At 62.4% G+C, this 16,257-nt stretch carries 15 protein-coding genes and 1 pseudogene; 10 read left to right on the top strand and 6 right to left on the bottom strand.

The features are described 5' to 3' along the window. Window positions 1-43: 43 nt before the first annotated feature. Window positions 44-688, bottom strand: a complete 645-nt coding sequence (locus AWT76_RS03885; protein ID WP_072245081.1) for a glutathione S-transferase family protein — start codon at window positions 686-688, stop codon at window positions 44-46. A gap of 27 nt (window positions 689-715) precedes the next feature. After that, window positions 716-1,150: a VOC family protein gene (locus AWT76_RS03880; protein ID WP_072245079.1), complete on the bottom strand. Its 435-nt coding sequence runs from the start codon at window positions 1,148-1,150 to the stop codon at window positions 716-718. Window positions 1,151-1,261: 111 nt separating this feature from the next. Here AWT76_RS03880 and AWT76_RS03875 point away from each other — a divergent pair, with 111 nt between their 5' ends. After that, window positions 1,262-1,747, top strand: a complete 486-nt coding sequence (locus tag AWT76_RS03875; RefSeq protein WP_082700092.1) for a MarR family winged helix-turn-helix transcriptional regulator — start codon at window positions 1,262-1,264, stop codon at window positions 1,745-1,747. A gap of 156 nt (window positions 1,748-1,903) precedes the next feature. Here AWT76_RS03875 and AWT76_RS03870 read toward each other — a convergent pair whose 3' ends face one another. The 4 genes and pseudogenes from AWT76_RS03870 to AWT76_RS03855 all read right to left on the bottom strand — a co-directional run bounded on the left by AWT76_RS03870 (window position 1,904) and on the right by AWT76_RS03855 (window position 5,676). Further along, on the bottom strand, window positions 1,904-2,833 hold the full coding sequence (locus AWT76_RS03870; protein ID WP_072245076.1) for a DMT family transporter: 930 nt from the start codon (window positions 2,831-2,833) through the stop codon (window positions 1,904-1,906). A 3-nt stretch (window positions 2,834-2,836) separates the two neighbouring features. Beyond that, window positions 2,837-3,602: pseudogene (locus tag AWT76_RS03865) on the bottom strand (ABC transporter ATP-binding protein). Beyond that, window positions 3,599-4,639: a FecCD family ABC transporter permease gene (locus AWT76_RS03860; RefSeq protein ID WP_082700091.1), complete on the bottom strand. Its 1,041-nt coding sequence runs from the start codon at window positions 4,637-4,639 to the stop codon at window positions 3,599-3,601. The pseudogene AWT76_RS03865 and the gene AWT76_RS03860 overlap by 4 nt, the downstream one beginning before the upstream one ends. Further along, complete coding sequence (locus tag AWT76_RS03855) at window positions 4,636-5,676, bottom strand: ABC transporter substrate-binding protein (RefSeq protein WP_072245074.1); 1,041 nt, start codon at window positions 5,674-5,676, stop codon at window positions 4,636-4,638. Before AWT76_RS03855 ends, AWT76_RS03860 begins: the two co-directional genes overlap by 4 nt. A gap of 270 nt (window positions 5,677-5,946) precedes the next feature. On the opposite strand from AWT76_RS03855, the gene AWT76_RS03850 reads away from it, so the two are divergent. The 9 genes from AWT76_RS03850 to AWT76_RS03810 all read left to right on the top strand — a co-directional run bounded on the left by AWT76_RS03850 (window position 5,947) and on the right by AWT76_RS03810 (window position 16,203). Next, window positions 5,947-6,849, top strand: coding sequence for a LysR substrate-binding domain-containing protein (locus tag AWT76_RS03850; protein ID WP_176699330.1), 903 nt, complete (start codon window positions 5,947-5,949; stop codon window positions 6,847-6,849). Window positions 6,850-6,952: 103 nt separating this feature from the next. Continuing rightward, window positions 6,953-9,010, top strand: a complete 2,058-nt coding sequence (locus tag AWT76_RS03845; protein ID WP_072245071.1) for an ABC transporter substrate-binding protein — start codon at window positions 6,953-6,955, stop codon at window positions 9,008-9,010. A 69-nt stretch (window positions 9,011-9,079) separates the two neighbouring features. After that, window positions 9,080-10,072: an ABC transporter permease gene (locus tag AWT76_RS03840; protein ID WP_245638767.1), complete on the top strand. Its 993-nt coding sequence runs from the start codon at window positions 9,080-9,082 to the stop codon at window positions 10,070-10,072. Between the two features lie 3 nt (window positions 10,073-10,075). Then, entirely contained in the window at window positions 10,076-11,218 is a 1,143-nt protein-coding gene (locus AWT76_RS03835; RefSeq protein ID WP_072245069.1) for an ABC transporter permease, read from the top strand. After that, window positions 11,218-12,222, top strand: coding sequence for an ABC transporter ATP-binding protein (locus AWT76_RS03830; protein ID WP_245638766.1), 1,005 nt, complete (start codon window positions 11,218-11,220; stop codon window positions 12,220-12,222). The genes AWT76_RS03835 and AWT76_RS03830 overlap by 1 nt, the downstream gene beginning before the upstream one ends. After that, a complete protein-coding gene (locus tag AWT76_RS03825) occupies window positions 12,219-13,328 on the top strand; it encodes an ABC transporter ATP-binding protein (RefSeq protein ID WP_245638765.1) in 1,110 nt (369 codons plus the stop codon). Before AWT76_RS03830 ends, AWT76_RS03825 begins: the two co-directional genes overlap by 4 nt. A 10-nt stretch (window positions 13,329-13,338) precedes the next feature. Then, entirely contained in the window at window positions 13,339-14,502 is a 1,164-nt protein-coding gene (locus AWT76_RS03820; RefSeq protein WP_072245066.1) for a 2-aminoethylphosphonate--pyruvate transaminase, read from the top strand. Next, window positions 14,499-15,293, top strand: a complete 795-nt coding sequence (gene phnX / locus AWT76_RS03815; RefSeq protein WP_072245064.1) for a phosphonoacetaldehyde hydrolase — start codon at window positions 14,499-14,501, stop codon at window positions 15,291-15,293. The genes AWT76_RS03820 and phnX overlap by 4 nt, the downstream gene beginning before the upstream one ends. Further along, complete coding sequence (locus AWT76_RS03810) at window positions 15,286-16,203, top strand: PHP domain-containing protein (RefSeq protein ID WP_072245061.1); 918 nt, start codon at window positions 15,286-15,288, stop codon at window positions 16,201-16,203. The genes phnX and AWT76_RS03810 overlap by 8 nt, the downstream gene beginning before the upstream one ends. Window positions 16,204-16,257 lie beyond the last annotated feature (54 nt).

Raw genomic sequence — 16,257 nt, 5'->3', positions numbered from 1 at the left:
GCGGTGCGCAAGCCATATCTGCCATCATCGCGCGTCCGTTCCTTCAGGAAAATGTCGCCCGCTGCGCATCGGCAGCGGCGAAATGCGCCAATTGATCGGCATGTGCCTTGCGAAAGGCCGGGCGTGATGTGACCCGTTCAATGTAGGATTCTGTCGCTGGTCGAGTGCCGAAAGCCCGAATCTTCTCAACCCGCAGAACATCGGCCATCAGCAGATCCGCAACCGTGAATCGGCCAGCGGCAAGCCAGTCGCGATTTTCCAGAACGGTTTCCAGATGGGTCAGGCGGCCCTGCAACCAGCCGGTCAAACCATTTTCCTTTGCCCCGGTGATTTCCAAAAACCACCATGGCACCGATACCATTTCGATCGAATTGAGCGCGGCAAAAACCCATTGCAGCGTTTCAGCCGCGCCCGCCGGGTCATTCGGCATCAAAGTCTCGCTTTTACGAGAGATATGCAGCAGCCCGGCACCGCTTTCGAAGATCGACACATCGCCATCGGTCAGCCAAGGCACCTGCCCAAAAGGCTGGTAGGCATAGTGGGACGGATCACGCCGATCAAACGGCACGGTTGCGACGCGATAGGGCAATCCTGCCTCTTCCAAGGCCCAGCACAGGCGCAGGTCGCGCACAAAGCCACGCGGACCGTCTGGAACCCAGTCCCATGTTGTCACAACCAGATCGTGCATGTCACGTCTCCTGCTTGGCTTTGCTGGCTATGTCACCGCATCCGGCAATCTGGCCCCGGTGAAGTTCAGCATCCAAGGCGTGCCGAACCTGTCAGTGAACATGGCGAAGCGTTCGGCCCAGAAGGTTTCACCGGGCGGCATGGGAATCTCGCGCGCGTTTTCGGACAGCGCGGCATAAACCCGGTCGAATTCGGCGGCCGATGGTGTCTCTAGCTGGATGCGGAAGCCCTGTGGGCGCTCATACATCTCATCCGAATTGTCCGAGGCCATCATCAGCGTGTCGCCAAGGCGCAATGCAAGGTTCATCACCAGATCGTCGCCCCCCGGCATCCGTTCTTCGGGCGATGCCGCGTCCTTGTTCAGGAAAACCCCCTCTATGGTGCCGCCGAGGGTTTGGGCATAATGCGTCATGGCTTGCAGGCAGTCGCCCTTGAAAAACAGGTAGAATTGCGGAGTTAACATAGCCGTCTTTCCATTCTTTGCCGTCCGAAAGGGCACGGGACTAACCGCCGAACCTGCCTTGCGATATCTCGCCGCATTGCGCGATCTGAATATAGTTGATATCAACATATCATGCCAGAGTCCACCCCAAAGACACTAGACCGCGACATTGTCATGCATGTGGCCACCACCTGCCTGTGCCTGCACACGCAGCGCGCGGCCCGCGCGCTGGCGCGGCTGTTTGACACGGCCTTGCGCCCGCACGGCCTGAATAACGGGCAATTCTCTTTGTTGATGGCGCTGAACCGGCCAGACCCACCGTCAATCGGCACCTTGGCGCAATTCCTTGCCATGGACCGGACATCGCTGACGGCGGCGCTAAAGCCGCTGGAGCGTCGCGGCCTTGTGCGTGTTATGGCGGATCAGGCCGACCGCCGTAGTCGTCTGGTCCAGATCACGGCCGATGGCGTGGCCCGGCTGGACGAGGCGCTGTCGACATGGCGCGCGACACATGCCGCGTTGGACAGCGCGCTTGGCGGGGATCTGCCCACCCGGCTGCGCGCCGATCTGCGGCAGGTTCCAACGTCCATCGCGGCTGTCACGCACAAAGGTTCCTGAACCGCGCAGGCATCTTTCAGCGAAAGCTGCCCACAAGCACCGGCCTCGCACGGCCCGATGCTGGCCCAGTCCGCCCAGTCGGTCGCTTGGTCTTTCGCGGTCAGGCCGCATTGCCCAGACGCTTACACCATTCCCGCAGACCGGCCCGCCCAAGCATCAGTGATTGTGCGACGATCTTGGCTTTCGCTTTTTCCCGACGGGTGACGCAACGAATGCGCCGCCCAGGATCAGCGGGGCGGCCATCACGAATGACCAGCCCGGCAATTCTGCGAAGATCATCACCCCAAGAACCACGGCCCAGAGGACCGAGAGATACTCGAAAGGCGCGAGTGCTGCGGCCTCGGCATGGCGGAAAGACAGGGTCATAAGGATATGAGCAACCCCGCCCGCAAGCCCTGCCCCCAAAAGCAGGGCAAGTTGCAAGCCATCCGGCTGCACCCAGCCCAACGGCAGTGTGGCAGCCCCGGCCAGCGCCGAAACGACGGCGAACCAAAAGGCAATGGCGCCTGCCCCTTCCCCCAGTATCGTCAGCCGCCTGACCTGAATCAGCGCCCCGGCTGTCAGGACCGCAGTCAGCACGCCCAGCGCGACGCCCAACAAAGACCCGTGCGGCAAGTTGCCCGACAAGGCCGGCAGGCCAAAGACCACACCACCCGCCAACCCCATGGCCACGCCGCCCAAGCGCCGCAGTCCCAAACGTTCGCCCAGCAGCGCCCATCCCATAAGCGCCATCAGCGCGGGCGCGAGATAGGACAGCATCGTCGCCTCTGCCAGCGGCAACAGGCGGATCGTGGCGAAAGAGGTGAACATCGCCGCCGCGCCCATCAGGCAGCGGAAAATATGCCCAAGCGGACGCGTGGTGGTCAGACCAGAAGGAAAGATGCCCGACCACCACAAGAAAGCGATCAGCGGGATCAGTGCAAAGGCGGATCGGAAGAACACGACCTGCCCCAAGGGCACGGCGGGCCCCAGCGCCTTGATGCAGACCCCCATGACGGCAAAAGCAAGGGTTGCAGCAATGCGCAAAAGAATGCCGAGCGTCTCGTCACCGGGTAGCATTGCAAGACGCGGATCGGCCGAGCGCATGGTTTACACGCCACTGAACCGGATATGCGGCTGTCCCGGCTCTGGCCCGAAGCTCACTTCGGCCTCCACCCGGAAGACCTTTCGCAACAATGTCTGTGTCAGCACCTCGGCAGGCGTTCCACAGGCGGCCACCGTCCCGGCTTGCAGCACCACGATCCGGTCGCAGAACATGGCAGCCAAGTTCAGATCGTGCAGGGCGATGATGCTGGTCAGGTCCAGCCTGCGCACCATGCGCAAAATCTCGATCTGGTGGTGGATGTCGAGATGGTTTGTCGGCTCGTCCAGAAACATCACGCGCGGGCTTTGGGCAAGGGCGCGGGCGATATGAACGCGCTGGCGTTCGCCGCCCGACAAGGTCTGCCATGCCTGCGCGCGGAGGTCCGCCATGTCCACAAGGTCCCAGCGCGGTTGACACCGCGGCCTCGTCCGCGGCAGTCCAGCCCGCCAGCGCAGAGCGATGTGGCGTCCGCCCCAGTCGCACCACATCGCGGACGGAAACAATGGTATCGGTGGTGGCGTTTTGCTGAACAAAGGCCACCTGCCGCGCCATGACCTTGCGCGACATGCCGGCGATGTCCTGTCCAAGGATTTCGACGCGCCCGGATTGCGGGGCCTTCAACCCGGACAACAGCCTGAGCAGCGAGGACTTGCCCGATCCGTTGGGGCCGATCAGGCCAAGGGTCTCGCCTTCGGCAACGTCGAGTGACACGTCATTGACGATCGTCTTGCGCCGCACACCCCAAACCAGATTCTGCGCGATCACGGTCATGTCTGCGGCCTTGCGCGGTAAAGGATGATGGCGAAGAAGGGCACGCCGACAAGCGCAGTCACCACGCCGATGGGAATAGTCTGCTGTTCGGCCACCACGCGTGACGCGATATCAGCCAGCACCAGAAACACCGCCCCCACCGCCGCGCAGGCAGGCAAAAGGTGCAAATGCAAAGGGCCAACCACATAGCGCGCTGCGTGCGGCACAACGAGACCGACGAAACCGATGGTGCCCACCATGCTCACGATGGTGGCGGTCATCAGCGCTGTCACCGCAAACAGGATCAGCCGGATACGCACTACCGGCACGCCAAGCGAAGCCGCGTCTTCGTCACCAAAGGTGAACGCATCCAGCGACCGCGCCATGAAAAGGCAAATGACAAGGCCAATGGTCACCACCACGACCAGAAGCTGAAAATCCGGCCAGCGCACGCCGCCAAAGCTGCCCAGAAGCCAGAACATCACATCCCGCGCCTGCTGGGCATTGCCCGATGTGGTGACGATGTAAGAGGTCAGCGCATTGAACAGTTGCGAGGCGGCGACCCCCGCAAGAATTGTATGGTTCGGCCCGCTGGTTGCCCCGTTCGACAACAGCGCCACCAGCGCAAAGGCCGCAAAGGCCCCGGCAAAGGCCCCCATCGACAGCGACAGGCTGCCTGCCCCGATTCCCAGCACGATCACCGCCACCGCCCCGGTCGAGGCCCCGGCGGAGACCCCCAGCACAAAGGGCTCTGCCAGCGCATTGCGCAACAGCGCCTGCAAGATCGCGCCGCAGATCGCCAGCCCCGCGCCCGCAAGGGCCGCCACCAAGGACCGGCTCAGCCGCAGGTCCCAGACCACGCTTTGCTCGATCGGCGGGATGTCGGCGGTGGTCAGGCCCAAGCCATTGGTCACAGCCAGAAACACCGTGCCGACGCCAATGCTGTAATCGCCAATCGCGGCAGCAAAGGCAACCGCGATGGCAAGCAGGATCAGGACCAGCCCAAGGAACAGGGCAAGCCTGCTTGCCCCGCCTTGGTTTATGTCAGATTCGGTCACGGCAGATCAAATATCCGCAGCTGCTCGGCCAACTGCTCTGCACCAAAAAGCGTGTGGACCGACGGGTTCATGGACGCCCCGCTCATCACCGCGATGCGGCCGGCCTTGACAGCTTCCATTTGGTTGACCGCCGGATCAGTCGTCAGGAATTCGATCTTGGTCTGCGACGCGTCCAGACCCCAGCGCTTGCGGTCCACCTGAGCGGCCACAATCACCGTGGGGTTCGAGGCCATGATGCCTTCCCACCCCAATGCGGGCCATTCGGCCTCTGTCTTGAGCGCGTTCGACCCGCCCAACAGATCAGCGATGTAGCCCGACGGGCCGTTGCCGCCCGCCAGATAGGCATCATCCGACGGCGAAGGCGACGAGAACCAGAACAGGAAGGTCAGATCGTCGCGCTGGGCGAACTCCTCGCGGAGTTTGGCCTCGCGCGCCTTCAGATCAGCGATCAGCGCCTGACCCCGGTCCTGCACGTCATAGATGCGCGCCAGATCGTCGATTTCCTGATACATAAGCTCCATGTTCCACAGGTTTTCACGCAGGCCGTAAATGCTGGTGGACTTGCTGCCGGTCGTATTGTCGGTATCGGTCACCGTGGTGCAGGCGCTGGGCGACAGATAGGTCGGAATGCCCAGCTTCTCGAAATCTTCGCGCTTGGCCACCTTGCTATCCGGGCCAAGCAGCGTCACCAGCATCGCCGGGACGAAATCGGGCTGTTTGGCAAGGATCGCTTCCAGCGTGGGGAACTCGACCGTCAGCACCTCAACCTTGGCATTGGCGGCCTCAAGCTCTGGCAGAACCTTGTTCGGCCAGAAGGCGGTTCCAACCATCTTGTCCTCAAGCCCGAGGAGGAACAGAATCTCGGCGCTGTTATGGCCAAGTGCCACGGCACGTTCGGGCGCTTTGGCGAAAGTCACCTGCTGACCGCAGTTTTCGATCGTCAGAGGATAGGTTGTCGCCTCTGCCAGCGCGGCGGTGGACAGAAAGGCCGCGGCAACGCCGCTCAGAGCCGCAAGACAGGTGGGGGTGGTGCGCATTGTCATTCCATTTCCGACAAAAATACTCGGCCGCCGCGTAGGAGGCTGAAAGGGAAGTTACAATAGTAATTTGTCAAGAATTCTCTGGAGGGCGCGCTCACCGGCCAAACAGCGGTTGGCAGATTGCGTTGCGCTCCGCGACGACATGCGGAAATGTGAGCATACGCAGAACAGATGGCTTGCACCGGAAAGCATGGTCACAGCTTGCACATGATCTGTGGTGTATTCTGCTGGTTGCTAGTATTTCGAAACCATCATCATGTGGACGATATGCAACAAAATCTGACCATCGCGCAGATACGGGTGATCGCAACACTGGCTGCGACCCGGCGTGTGAATATGACCGCCCGAGAGCTTGCAATCACCCAGCCTTCGGTCAGCAAGCATTTGGCCACGCTTGAAAGCCGGTATGGGCACCGTTTGTTCGACCGGCAAGGTCAGTTTTTCGTTCCGACAGAGCTGTGCGAGCGCCTGCTGCCGCGTCTGCGCACCCTGCTGGCCTTGGCCGACGAATTGGGGGCGGAACTGGACGGGTTGCGCGGGTTGCGCGAAGGGCGGCTGCGCGTTGGGTATTCGACCCATCAATTCGTCATGCATGTGCTTGGCGCATTCATGGATTCGTTTCGCGGCATTAAGATAGAAGCGCGCTGCATGGCGTCTTTCGACCTGCTGGACAAATTGCGCGCGGGGAATCTGGATGCCGCTTTCGTGACGATGCCGGGGGCAGAGGCCGATCTGCACATGCTGGAACTGCGCCGCGAAGAGCTTGTTCTGATGACCGGGCCGGACCATCCGCTGGCGGGGAAAGACAGCATATCGCTGCGCGATCTGTCGGCTTGGCCCTTGATCCAGCGCGAGGTCACGTCTGGCACCCGCCGCACCTTGGAAGCCAATGCTGTGCGGGAAGGGGCTGCGCTCAATACCGTGCTGGACCTTGGGTCTTGGGAATCGATGCGCGATGCAGTGGCTGCGGGCATTGGGGTTGGCGTGGTGATGGCCGGCGAAATTTGCGAGGATCGCAAGATGCGGTCGATCCGTATCCAGACGGGGCGCGGCAAGGTGCTGACGGTTGGTCACTACCTTGTTTGTGTGTCAGAAGCACGCGATCTGGCGACCATCAAAGCACTGTTTGATTTGACCGAACGGGTGGCCGTTTCCACGACGCTTCCGTGACGCGGGGCAAACTATAGCCAAAGGCTATGATAAGGCAATCTGTTACATAACTGTCAAGTCGCACTGTCAGGCTCCGCGCTGTCACATGACACAGGAGTCTGCCATGACACGTTCCCTCAAAATTACCCTTCTGGGCAGCGCCAGCGCGCTGTTGCTGGGCGCGGCCGCTGCCGCCGATTGCCCCCCCGTCACCGCCGCCAATATGGGCGGTCTAACCTCTGCCTACCCGCAGCAATTCGAGCTGGCCGAGTTCCAGCAAGCCGCGAATTGCACGCTGGAACTGGCGGAAAACCCCGAAATTGCAGCGCTGAATGCGCGGATCATGGGAAATGGCGATCTGCCGCCGCTGGCCGAGCGCCTGCCGTCCGAACCGCTGGTCGTTGCCCCCTACACCGCCATCGGCAATTACGGCGGCACGCTGATGGGCACGTCGCGCGCCACCGAATCGGGCACCTCGGACCTGTTGTCGGTGCGCCATGTGAACCTTGTGCGCTATTCTGACGACCTGCAAACGCTGGTTCCCAACGTTGCGCGCGAATGGGCTTGGAATGACAGCTTCACCGAACTGACCTTCCACCTGCGCGCCGATCACAAATGGTCCGATGGCACGCCCTTCACCGCTGAAGACATTGTTTTCTGGTATGAAGACCTGATCCTGAACACCAATGTCTACACCGAAACCCCCGGTCGCTGGCTGTTCGCCGGTGAACCCGCACAGGTCGAAGCCGTGGACGCAACCACCGTCAAGTTCACCTTCCCCGTGCCAGTTCCGGGCCTGCTGAACCGCTTTGCTGTGGATTACGGCCAGCCGTTCCAGCCCAAGCATTTCCTTGGCCAGTTCATGGACAAGCACAACCCCGATGCCGCCGCCCGCCGGGCCGAGCTTGGGTTCGAATCCGAAGGCGACGCCGTCAATTTCTTCTACGGCCCGTCCGACTGGAAAGACATCCCGACCCCGCTGCTGCGCGATGCCACCAAGCTCGATGCCATCGGCCGCGCCGTGGTGCCGACGCTCGAATCGCATATCGTGGTCGAGGACAATTCGGAAGGCCGCCGTCTGGTCGCCAACCCCTATTTCCACATGGTCGACACGGCGGGCAACCAACTGCCCTATATCAACGAGATTTCCGAGACCTATGTGCCAGAGCGCGAAGTCAACATGCTGCGCATGCTGGACGGTCAGGTGCATTGGAAACAGCAGGCCGTGTTCCTGGATGACTTTCCGGTCCTGAAGGAAAACGAGGCAAACGCGAATATCACCGTCGGTCTGGCACCCGCGCCAGGGTCGATGACCTATTATTCGTTCAACCGCGGCCACAAAGACCCGGTCCTGCGCGACGTGTTCGGCGATCCGCGTTTCTCGGTCGCCATGTCGCACGCCATGAACCGCGACGAGATCAACGAGATTGTGTTCCTTGGCCAAGGCCGTCCGGCCAATGCGCTGCCAGTGGAACCCGTGACCGTGGGTTTCGTGACCGAAGAACAAGTCACCCGCAACACCGCCTATGACGTCGAGCGCGCCAATGCGCTGCTGGACGAAATGGGTCTGGAAATGGGCGCCGATGGCGTGCGCCTGCTGCCCGATGGTCGCCCTTTCGTGCTGCGCCTGACCTATGCCAGCCAAGGCGGCCCGGTGCAGATGCACGAATTGGTGCGCGACTACTGGGGTGCCGTGGGTGTGCGCGTGGACCTGCGCGAAGTATCGTCTGATGAATATCGCGCCACGGCCAACGCCAATGACGCCGATATCCTAAGCTGGAAGAATGACGGCGTGTCCGCCCCGGCCTTCAGCCAGGACCCGCGCTCTGCCTTCCCGCCCTTTGGCGATTTCTTCAACCCCGGCCCCGGCATTGCCTGGGACGAGTGGAAGAAAACCGACGGCGCGTCCGGAGTCGAGCCGCCCGAAGACGTGCTGCGCCTGTGGGACCTGGCCGAACGCCTGACGCAAATCCCGCTGGGCACGCCGGAATCGGATGCCATCGGGTCAGAGATTGTCGAAATCCATCTGGACCAGATGATCCGCATCGGCACCGTGGGGGACATTCCCGAACCCTACATGCATTCGAACCTGTTGCAAAACGTGCCGGTCCTGAAAGCCAAGACCTACGACTATTACTGGACCTATCCGTATCGTCCGCAGCAGTGGTTCCTGGCCAACTAAGGCCCCGCACCTTGGGGGCGCGCGCCATGCCGCGCGCCCCTGTTTTCCTGTCTGACCGGGGCTGTTTCCATGGCCGTTTTCCTGATCCGTCGCCTTCTGGGCATGGCGCTGACACTGTTGATGGTGTCCTTCATGGTGTTTCTCATCATGGAATTGCCACCGGGCGACTATGCCGACCGCTACGCCTTTCGCAAATTTTCCGGCACAGGCGTGGCCGTCACCCCGGCTGATATTCAGGCCATCCGGGTGGAACTGGGCTTGGACGCGCCGATGCTGGTGCGCTATGCCGACTGGATCGGCGGCATCGTGCTGCGCGGCGATTTCGGACAGGCCTATTCCTTTCTGACCTCGGTCAATATCGTGATTGGCGACAAGGTCTGGCTGACCATGGGCCTGTTGATGGTCACGCTGCTTCTGACCTATCTGATCGCCATTCCCATCGGGCTATATGCCGCCGTCCGGCGTGGGTCAGGGGCCGATTACGGGCTGACGATCTTTTCCTACCTTGGCCTTGCGCTGCCGAATTTCTTGCTGGCGCTGGTGCTATTGTATTTCGCAAACCGCTGGTTTGGGGCGTCTATCGGCGGGCTGTTTTCGGACGAATACAAGGATGCGCCTTGGTCCTTTGCCAAGCTATGGGACTTGGTCAAACATTTATGGATTCCGGCGCTGGTACTGGGCTGGTCGGCCATTGCCTACCAGTTGCAGACCGTGCGCGCCACGATGTCGGACGAATTGGGCAAGCTGTCGGTCATGGCGGCGCGCGCGCGCGGGCTGCCCGAAACCCGGCTGATGGTGAAATACCCCGCGCGGCTGGCGATCAACCCGGTGGTCTCGACCATAGGCTTCGACGTGAACCGCATCTTTTCCGAATTGCCCATTGTCGCCGCCGTTCTGGGGCTGACCGAACTGGGCGATCTGCTGCTGAAATCCTTCCTTGATCTGGACATGAACGTGGCCGGTGCAATCCTGCTGATGCTGACCGTGGTCATCGTGGTGATGAATTTCGTCTCGGACCTGCTGCTGGCATGGCTGGACCCGCGCATCCGGCTGGAGGGCTAGACCATGACCGACATGCCGCAAGAAACCCGGACCGAGCGCCGCGAGCGCGAACGCCGCGAGAAATACTATTCCGCCAGCCAGTGGACACTGATCTGGTGGCGCTTTCGCCGCCATCGCGCGGCCATGGTCGCCAGCGCCATTCTGGGGCTGATGATCTTGCTGGGTCTGTTCGCGGAATTCTTCGCGCCCTATGGCCCGACCGAACGCAACGGCAGTTACATGTATGGCGCGCCGCAAGTGCCGCAATTCTGCGACAAGAATGGGTGCAGCCTGCGCCCATTCGTGCCCGGATCGCGGACAGAGCGTGACCCGGTCACGCTGCGGTCGATCACGGTGCCCGACCCCGAGGTGCGCCGTTATGTTCATTTCTTTGTCGAAGGCCAGCCGACGCAGCTTCTGGGGGTTATCCCCATTCAGACCCGGCTGTTCGGGCTGGAAGGGGGCGAGCGCCTGCACCTTTGGGGCACCGACGATCTGGGGCGCGACGTGTTTTCGCGCACGCTCTATGCCACGCGCACCTCGCTTTCCATCGGGGTGCTGGGGGTGCTGATCTCTTTCAGCTTGGCGCTGCTGATTGGGGGAATTGCCGGATATGCCGGCGGCTTCACCGACAGCGCCATCCAGCGCGTGACCGAGGTGGTGCGCGTGATCCCGGTTATTCCGCTTTACATGGGGCTTGCAGCGGCCATGCCGCGCGAATGGTCCGGCGCGCAGGTCTATTTCGCCATGACCATCATTCTTGGCGCGGTCGGCTGGCCGACCTTGGCGCGGCGTATCCGCAGCCAGCTTTTGTCCATCCGGGGCGAGGATTACGTCACCGCAGCCCGGCTGGCGGGTGCGCGGCCCCGGCGCATCATTGGCACGCATATGCTGCCCAGCTTTACCAGTTTCATCATCGTCGATCTGGTCATCAGCTTTCCCTATATGATCCTGTCGGAAACCGCGCTCAGCTTTGTCGGGCTTGGCCTGCGCCCGCCTGCCGTTAGCTGGGGCGTGATGCTGCAACAGGCGCAATCGGTGCGGGTGATCGAACAGGCGCCGTGGCTGTTCATTCCGGCAGCGTTTGTCGTGGTGGCGGTGCTGGCCTTTACCGTCATTGGCGATGGGCTGCGCGATGCCGCCGACCCCTATTCGGAGGCGCGCTGATGCTGCTGGACGTGCAAAACCTGTCGGTCAGCTTTCGCACCGATGAAGGGCCGATCACCCCGGTGCAAGACGTGTCACTGTCACTGGCCGAAGGCCGCACGCTGGGGCTGGTGGGCGAATCCGGCTCTGGCAAATCCGTGACCACCAAGGCGCTGATGCGGCTTTTGCCCGGGTCGGCCACGCTGTCGCCCGACACGCGCATTCGCTTTCAGGACCGCACTGGTGCCGTGGTCGAGGTGGAAAACCTTGCCCCCAATGCGCGCGCTTTGCGTGCCCTGCGCGGGGGCGAAATCGGGATGATCTTTCAAGAACCGATGGCCAGCTTCAGCCCGGTCTACACCATCGGCAACCAGATGTGCGAGGCGATCCGCCTGCACAAAGGGCTGAAGGGCCGCGCCGCGCGCGAGTTGGCCATTGAAATGCTGGCAAAGGTCGGCCTGTCCGACCCTGCCACCCGCGTGGACCAATACGCGTTCGAGCTGTCGGGCGGGATGCGCCAACGCGCGGTCATCGCCATGGCGCTGTCGGCCAGCCCGCGCTTGCTGATCGCAGATGAGCCGACGACCGCGCTGGATGTGACCATTCAGGCGCAGGTTCTGGACCTGATGCGCGGCCTGCAACGCGAGTTGGGCATGAGCATGATCTTCATCACGCATGATCTGGGCGTGATTGCCCAAATCGCGCAGGATGTGGCGGTCATGTATCTGGGCACCATTGTCGAGCGCGGGCCGGTGCGCGATGTGCTGAAAGACCCGCAGCACCCCTATACGCGCGGGCTGTTGCAGGCGATCCCGTCGCTCGACCGGCTGTCGCGGCGTTTGCACCCCGTGCCGGGTGACATACCCAGCCCCTCGGCTCGGCCCAAGGGCTGCCCTTTTCACACCCGCTGCGCCGAGATGAAACCGGGCCTGTGCGACGTGACCGCGCCCCCCGAAACCCTGTTCGGCGCCAGCCGCTCGGTGCGTTGCCATCTGGCCGCGCCCGCTCTGGCGCAAACGGCATGAAAGGGCGCGCGATGGACACGCTGATCGAAGTGCGCAACCTTGAAGTGGGGTTTCCGGTCACCAAGCGGAAATTCCTGACCTCGACCACGCAGACCCTGCGCGCGGTGGATGGTGTCAGCTTCGACATTCGCCGGGGCGAAACCGTGGGGCTTGTGGGCGAATCCGGGTCGGGCAAAACCACCGTGGGCCGCGCCATATTGCGCGCCATCGACCCGACCGGGGGCGAGGTGATCTATCACACCGATACGGGCGATGTAGATTTGGCCCATGCCGATGATGCAACCCTGCAAAAGCTGCGCCCCAATCTGCAAATGGTCTTTCCCGAAGGCCGCGTCAGCCTGCACAACCTGTCGGGCGAGGCGCTGCGCAGTTTCCGCCCCCGGATGAGCCTTGTCTTCCAAGACCCCTATTCCAGCCTGAACCCGCGCATGACCGTCCGCGATATTATCGCAGAGCCGCTGATTGCGGGTGGGCTGATGCGGGAGCGCGCACAAATCGACGCCCGCGTGCGCGAGATCGCGGCGCGCTGCAAGCTGAATTTGGAACATCTGCGCCGCTTTCCGCACGCCTTTTCGGGCGGGCAGCGCCAGCGTATCTGCATTGCCCGCGCGCTGGTGTCGCGCCCCGATTTCGTGGTCTGCGACGAAAGCGTCTCGGCGCTTGATGTGTCCATTCAGGCCGAAATCGTGAACCTGCTGAAAGACTTGCAGGATGAAATGGGCGTCGCGTTCCTGTTCATCGCGCATGACCTGTCGGTCGTGGCGCAGATCAGCGACCGGGTCGCGGTGATGTATGTCGGGCAATTCGTGGAATATGCGCCCACGCGGTCGCTGTTCTTCACCCCGCGCCATCCTTACACGCATGCGCTGCTATCCGCTGTGCCCTTGGCAGACCCCGATCTGCCCTTCAACCCGGTGCGGCTGGACGGCGAAATCCCCAACCCGATGAATGCGCCATCGGGGTGCCGGTTCCATACGCGCTGCCCCTTTGCCAAGCCACGCTGTTCGGCAGAGGCCCCGGCATGGCGCGAAATCGCGCCCACGCATTTCGTGGCCTGCCATTTCGCCGAAGAATTCGATTTCACCCGGTCCGAAGCTGTAACGTAAGAAGACAACCATGCCCTCACTTGAACCGCCCCGCATGGGCGAGCCCTACCTGCTGACCCCCGGTCCGCTGACGACATCTTATGCTGTGAAAGCGGCCATGCTGCGCGATCACGGGTCATGGGACAGTGACTTTCGCGCCATGACCGCCGATATCCGCGCACGTCTGGTGGCCCTGCTGGGCGACCCAGCCTTCGATTGCGTGCCGCTGCAAGGGTCGGGGTCGTTTGCGGTGGAAGCAATGCTCGGCAGTTTCATTCCGCGCGGCGGGGTGGCCTTGGTGTTGGCCAATGGTGCCTACGGGCAACGCGCGGCGACGGCTTTGCGGGTCATGGGGCGTGCCGTGCGGGTGCTGGACAAGGGCGATTTCGCCCCCCCGCGCGGGGCAGAGGTCGCGGCCATTCTGGCCGATGACCCCGCAATCACGCATGTCGTGGCCATTCACTGCGAAACCTCCAGCGGTATTCTGAACCCGTTGCCCGAAATCGCCCAAGCTGTTGACGGGGCCGGACGCCGTCTGCTGGTCGATTCCATGTCGGCCTTTGGCGGTGTACCGTTTGATACCACCGAAATCCCCTGCGATGCGCTCGTGTCATCGGCCAACAAATGCATCGAAGGGGTGCCGGGTTTCGGCTTTGTGCTGGCGCGGCGCGAGGTGCTGGAAGCCGCCAAGGGCAACGCGCATTCGCTGGCGCTGGATATTCATGCCCAATGGGCGGAACTGGAACGGTCGGGCCAATGGCGCTACACGCCGCCGACCCACACCATCGCAGCCTTTGCCGAGGCGCTGCGCTTGCACGAGGCTGAAGGCGGCATCCCCGCCCGTCATGCACGCTACTGCGCCAACCGCGATACGCTGGTGGCTGGGATGCGGGGGCTTGGCTTTGCGACGTTGCTGGCCGATGAATGGCTCTCGCCCATCATCACCACCTTTCACGCACCCGCCGACCCTGCCTTCGAGTTTGACGCGTTTTATGACGCGATGAAGGCGCGCGGCTTCATCATCTATCCCGGCAAGCTGACAGCGGTCGACAGCTTTCGGCTGGGCCATATCGGGCAGATGGACAGCGCCGTCATGGCGCGCGTGGTCGCCGCCGTGGCCGATAGCATGGCCGCCCTTGGCGTGGGCGATTGCCGCCCTGCCCCCGCAGCCCTTGCCGCCGGAGAAGTCGCATGACCAAGTTCAAAGCCGTTGTGTTCGACTGGGCCGGCACGATGATCGATTTCGGATCTTTCGCGCCAATGGGTGTGTTTGTCGAAGCGTTCAAACGCTTCGGGCTGGATGCCACGATTGCCGAGGCCCGCGCGCCCATGGGGGCACCCAAGCGCGACCACATCAAGGCCATGCTGATGGCCCCGCGCATGGCCGCGCAATGGGAAAAGCTGCATGGGACCGCACCGACCGAAGCCGATATCGACCGCATTTATGCCGTTTTCGTGCCGATGAACGAAAAGGTCGTCGCCGATTATGCCACGCTGGTGCCGGGGGCTGCCGTAATAGCCGCTGACTTGCGCGCGCGCGGCCTGAAAATAGGGTCCACCACCGGCTATACGCGGTCAATCATGGAACGGGTCTTTCCACTGGCGGCAGCGCAAGGCTACGCGCCCGACAATTGCGTCTGCGCCGATGACCTGCCCGAAGGTCGCCCCGGCCCGTTGCAGATGTATCAGACATTTATTGATCTGGCCGTCTACCCGCCCCAGGCCGTCATCAAGGTGGACGATACCGAACCGGGCATTGCCGAGGGCGTCGCGGCGGGCTGCGTGACAGTTGGGGTGGCGCTGTCGGGCAACCATGTCGGGCTGACACCCGAGGATTTGGCCGCCCTGCCAGATGCGGAAATCGCCATTCTGCGCGCCCGCGCGACGGCAGCCCTGCGCGCAGCAGGGGCCGATTACGTTATCGACACGGTCGCCGACCTGCCTGCGCTGATCGACCAGTTGGAAAAGGACACTGCACATGCGTAACATCTTCACCCTGCCCGGCCGCTTCTGGCGCGGCAATCTGCACACGCATTCCACGCGCTCGGACGGGGTTTTGGACCCGGCAGAGGTCTGCCGCCGTTACAAGGCCGAAGGCTATGATTTCATCGCCCTGACCGATCATTTCGTGGGCTGCTACGGCTATCCGATTGTCGACACAACCAGCTATCATGACGCGGGTTTCACCACCATCCTTGGTGCAGAGCTGCATTCGGGCGCGATGGAAAATGGCGAGTTGTGGCACATCCTTGCCGTGGGTCTGCCCGCCGATTTTGCACCCGCCCATGCGCCCGATTTCAAACCGGTGGACGGGCAGGAAACCGGGCCAGAGATTGCCGCCCGCGCGCGCGATGCCGGGGCCTTCGTGGCCATTGCCCACCCGCAATGGTCGGGTATGACACTGGCCGATGCGCGCAGCATTCAGGCCGCCCATGCGGTCGAGGTCTATAACCATGGTTGCGCCATGGGGGCAGCGCGCCCCGATGGATTTGCAATTGCCGATCTACTTTTGGCCGAAGGGCGCGCCCTGTCGCTTTGCGCGACCGATGATGCGCATTTCACCGAACCGGACCATTTCGGCGGTTGGGTCATGGTGCGTGCGCCGGAAAACACGCCAGAGGCGCTTTTGGCCGCGTTAAAGGCGGGGGATTACTATTCCAGCCAAGGGCCGGAATTGCACGATATCGTGCTAGAGGGCGACACGGTCACGGTCGAAAGCTCTGCCGTGGTGTCGGTAATCCTGCAAGGCAAAGGATCAGCGGCGCTGGCCATGCACGGTCATTCCATGACCCGTAGCTGCATAAACCTTGGCCGGTTGGCCGGTCACGATTGGTTTCGGGTAACGGTGATCGATGCTGCGGGTCGACAAGCGTGGTCGAACCCTATTTTACGCTAAACCCGGCAAAACGGTCCGCGAAATCGATCGTTATGATGCCGGTATTCACACAAC

Origin of the sequence: Roseibaca calidilacus, assembly GCF_001517585.1 — a bacterium.
Classification (GTDB): domain Bacteria; phylum Pseudomonadota; class Alphaproteobacteria; order Rhodobacterales; family Rhodobacteraceae; genus Roseinatronobacter; species Roseinatronobacter calidilacus.
Note: the sequence above shows the minus strand (reverse complement) of the source record. Positions and strands in the feature narration are given on the sequence as shown.

Coding starts and splice junctions, on each gene's coding strand:
- AWT76_RS03830 (WP_245638766.1), top strand. CDS start 11,218: ATGCTGCTGGACGTGCAAAACCTGTCGGTCAGCTTTCGCACCGATGAA.
- AWT76_RS03810 (WP_072245061.1), top strand. CDS start 15,286: ATGCGTAACATCTTCACCCTGCCCGGCCGCTTCTGGCGCGGCAATCTG.
- AWT76_RS03825 (WP_245638765.1), top strand. CDS start 12,219: ATGAAAGGGCGCGCGATGGACACGCTGATCGAAGTGCGCAACCTTGAA.
- phnX (WP_072245064.1), top strand. CDS start 14,499: ATGACCAAGTTCAAAGCCGTTGTGTTCGACTGGGCCGGCACGATGATC.
- AWT76_RS03820 (WP_072245066.1), top strand. CDS start 13,339: ATGCCCTCACTTGAACCGCCCCGCATGGGCGAGCCCTACCTGCTGACC.
- AWT76_RS03835 (WP_072245069.1), top strand. CDS start 10,076: ATGACCGACATGCCGCAAGAAACCCGGACCGAGCGCCGCGAGCGCGAA.
- AWT76_RS03880 (WP_072245079.1), bottom strand. CDS start 1,150: ATGTTAACTCCGCAATTCTACCTGTTTTTCAAGGGCGACTGCCTGCAA.
- AWT76_RS03885 (WP_072245081.1), bottom strand. CDS start 688: ATGCACGATCTGGTTGTGACAACATGGGACTGGGTTCCAGACGGTCCG.
- AWT76_RS03875 (WP_082700092.1), top strand. CDS start 1,262: ATGCCAGAGTCCACCCCAAAGACACTAGACCGCGACATTGTCATGCAT.
- AWT76_RS03850 (WP_176699330.1), top strand. CDS start 5,947: ATGCAACAAAATCTGACCATCGCGCAGATACGGGTGATCGCAACACTG.
- AWT76_RS03855 (WP_072245074.1), bottom strand. CDS start 5,676: ATGCGCACCACCCCCACCTGTCTTGCGGCTCTGAGCGGCGTTGCCGCG.
- AWT76_RS03845 (WP_072245071.1), top strand. CDS start 6,953: ATGACACGTTCCCTCAAAATTACCCTTCTGGGCAGCGCCAGCGCGCTG.
- AWT76_RS03870 (WP_072245076.1), bottom strand. CDS start 2,833: ATGCGCTCGGCCGATCCGCGTCTTGCAATGCTACCCGGTGACGAGACG.
- AWT76_RS03840 (WP_245638767.1), top strand. CDS start 9,080: ATGGCCGTTTTCCTGATCCGTCGCCTTCTGGGCATGGCGCTGACACTG.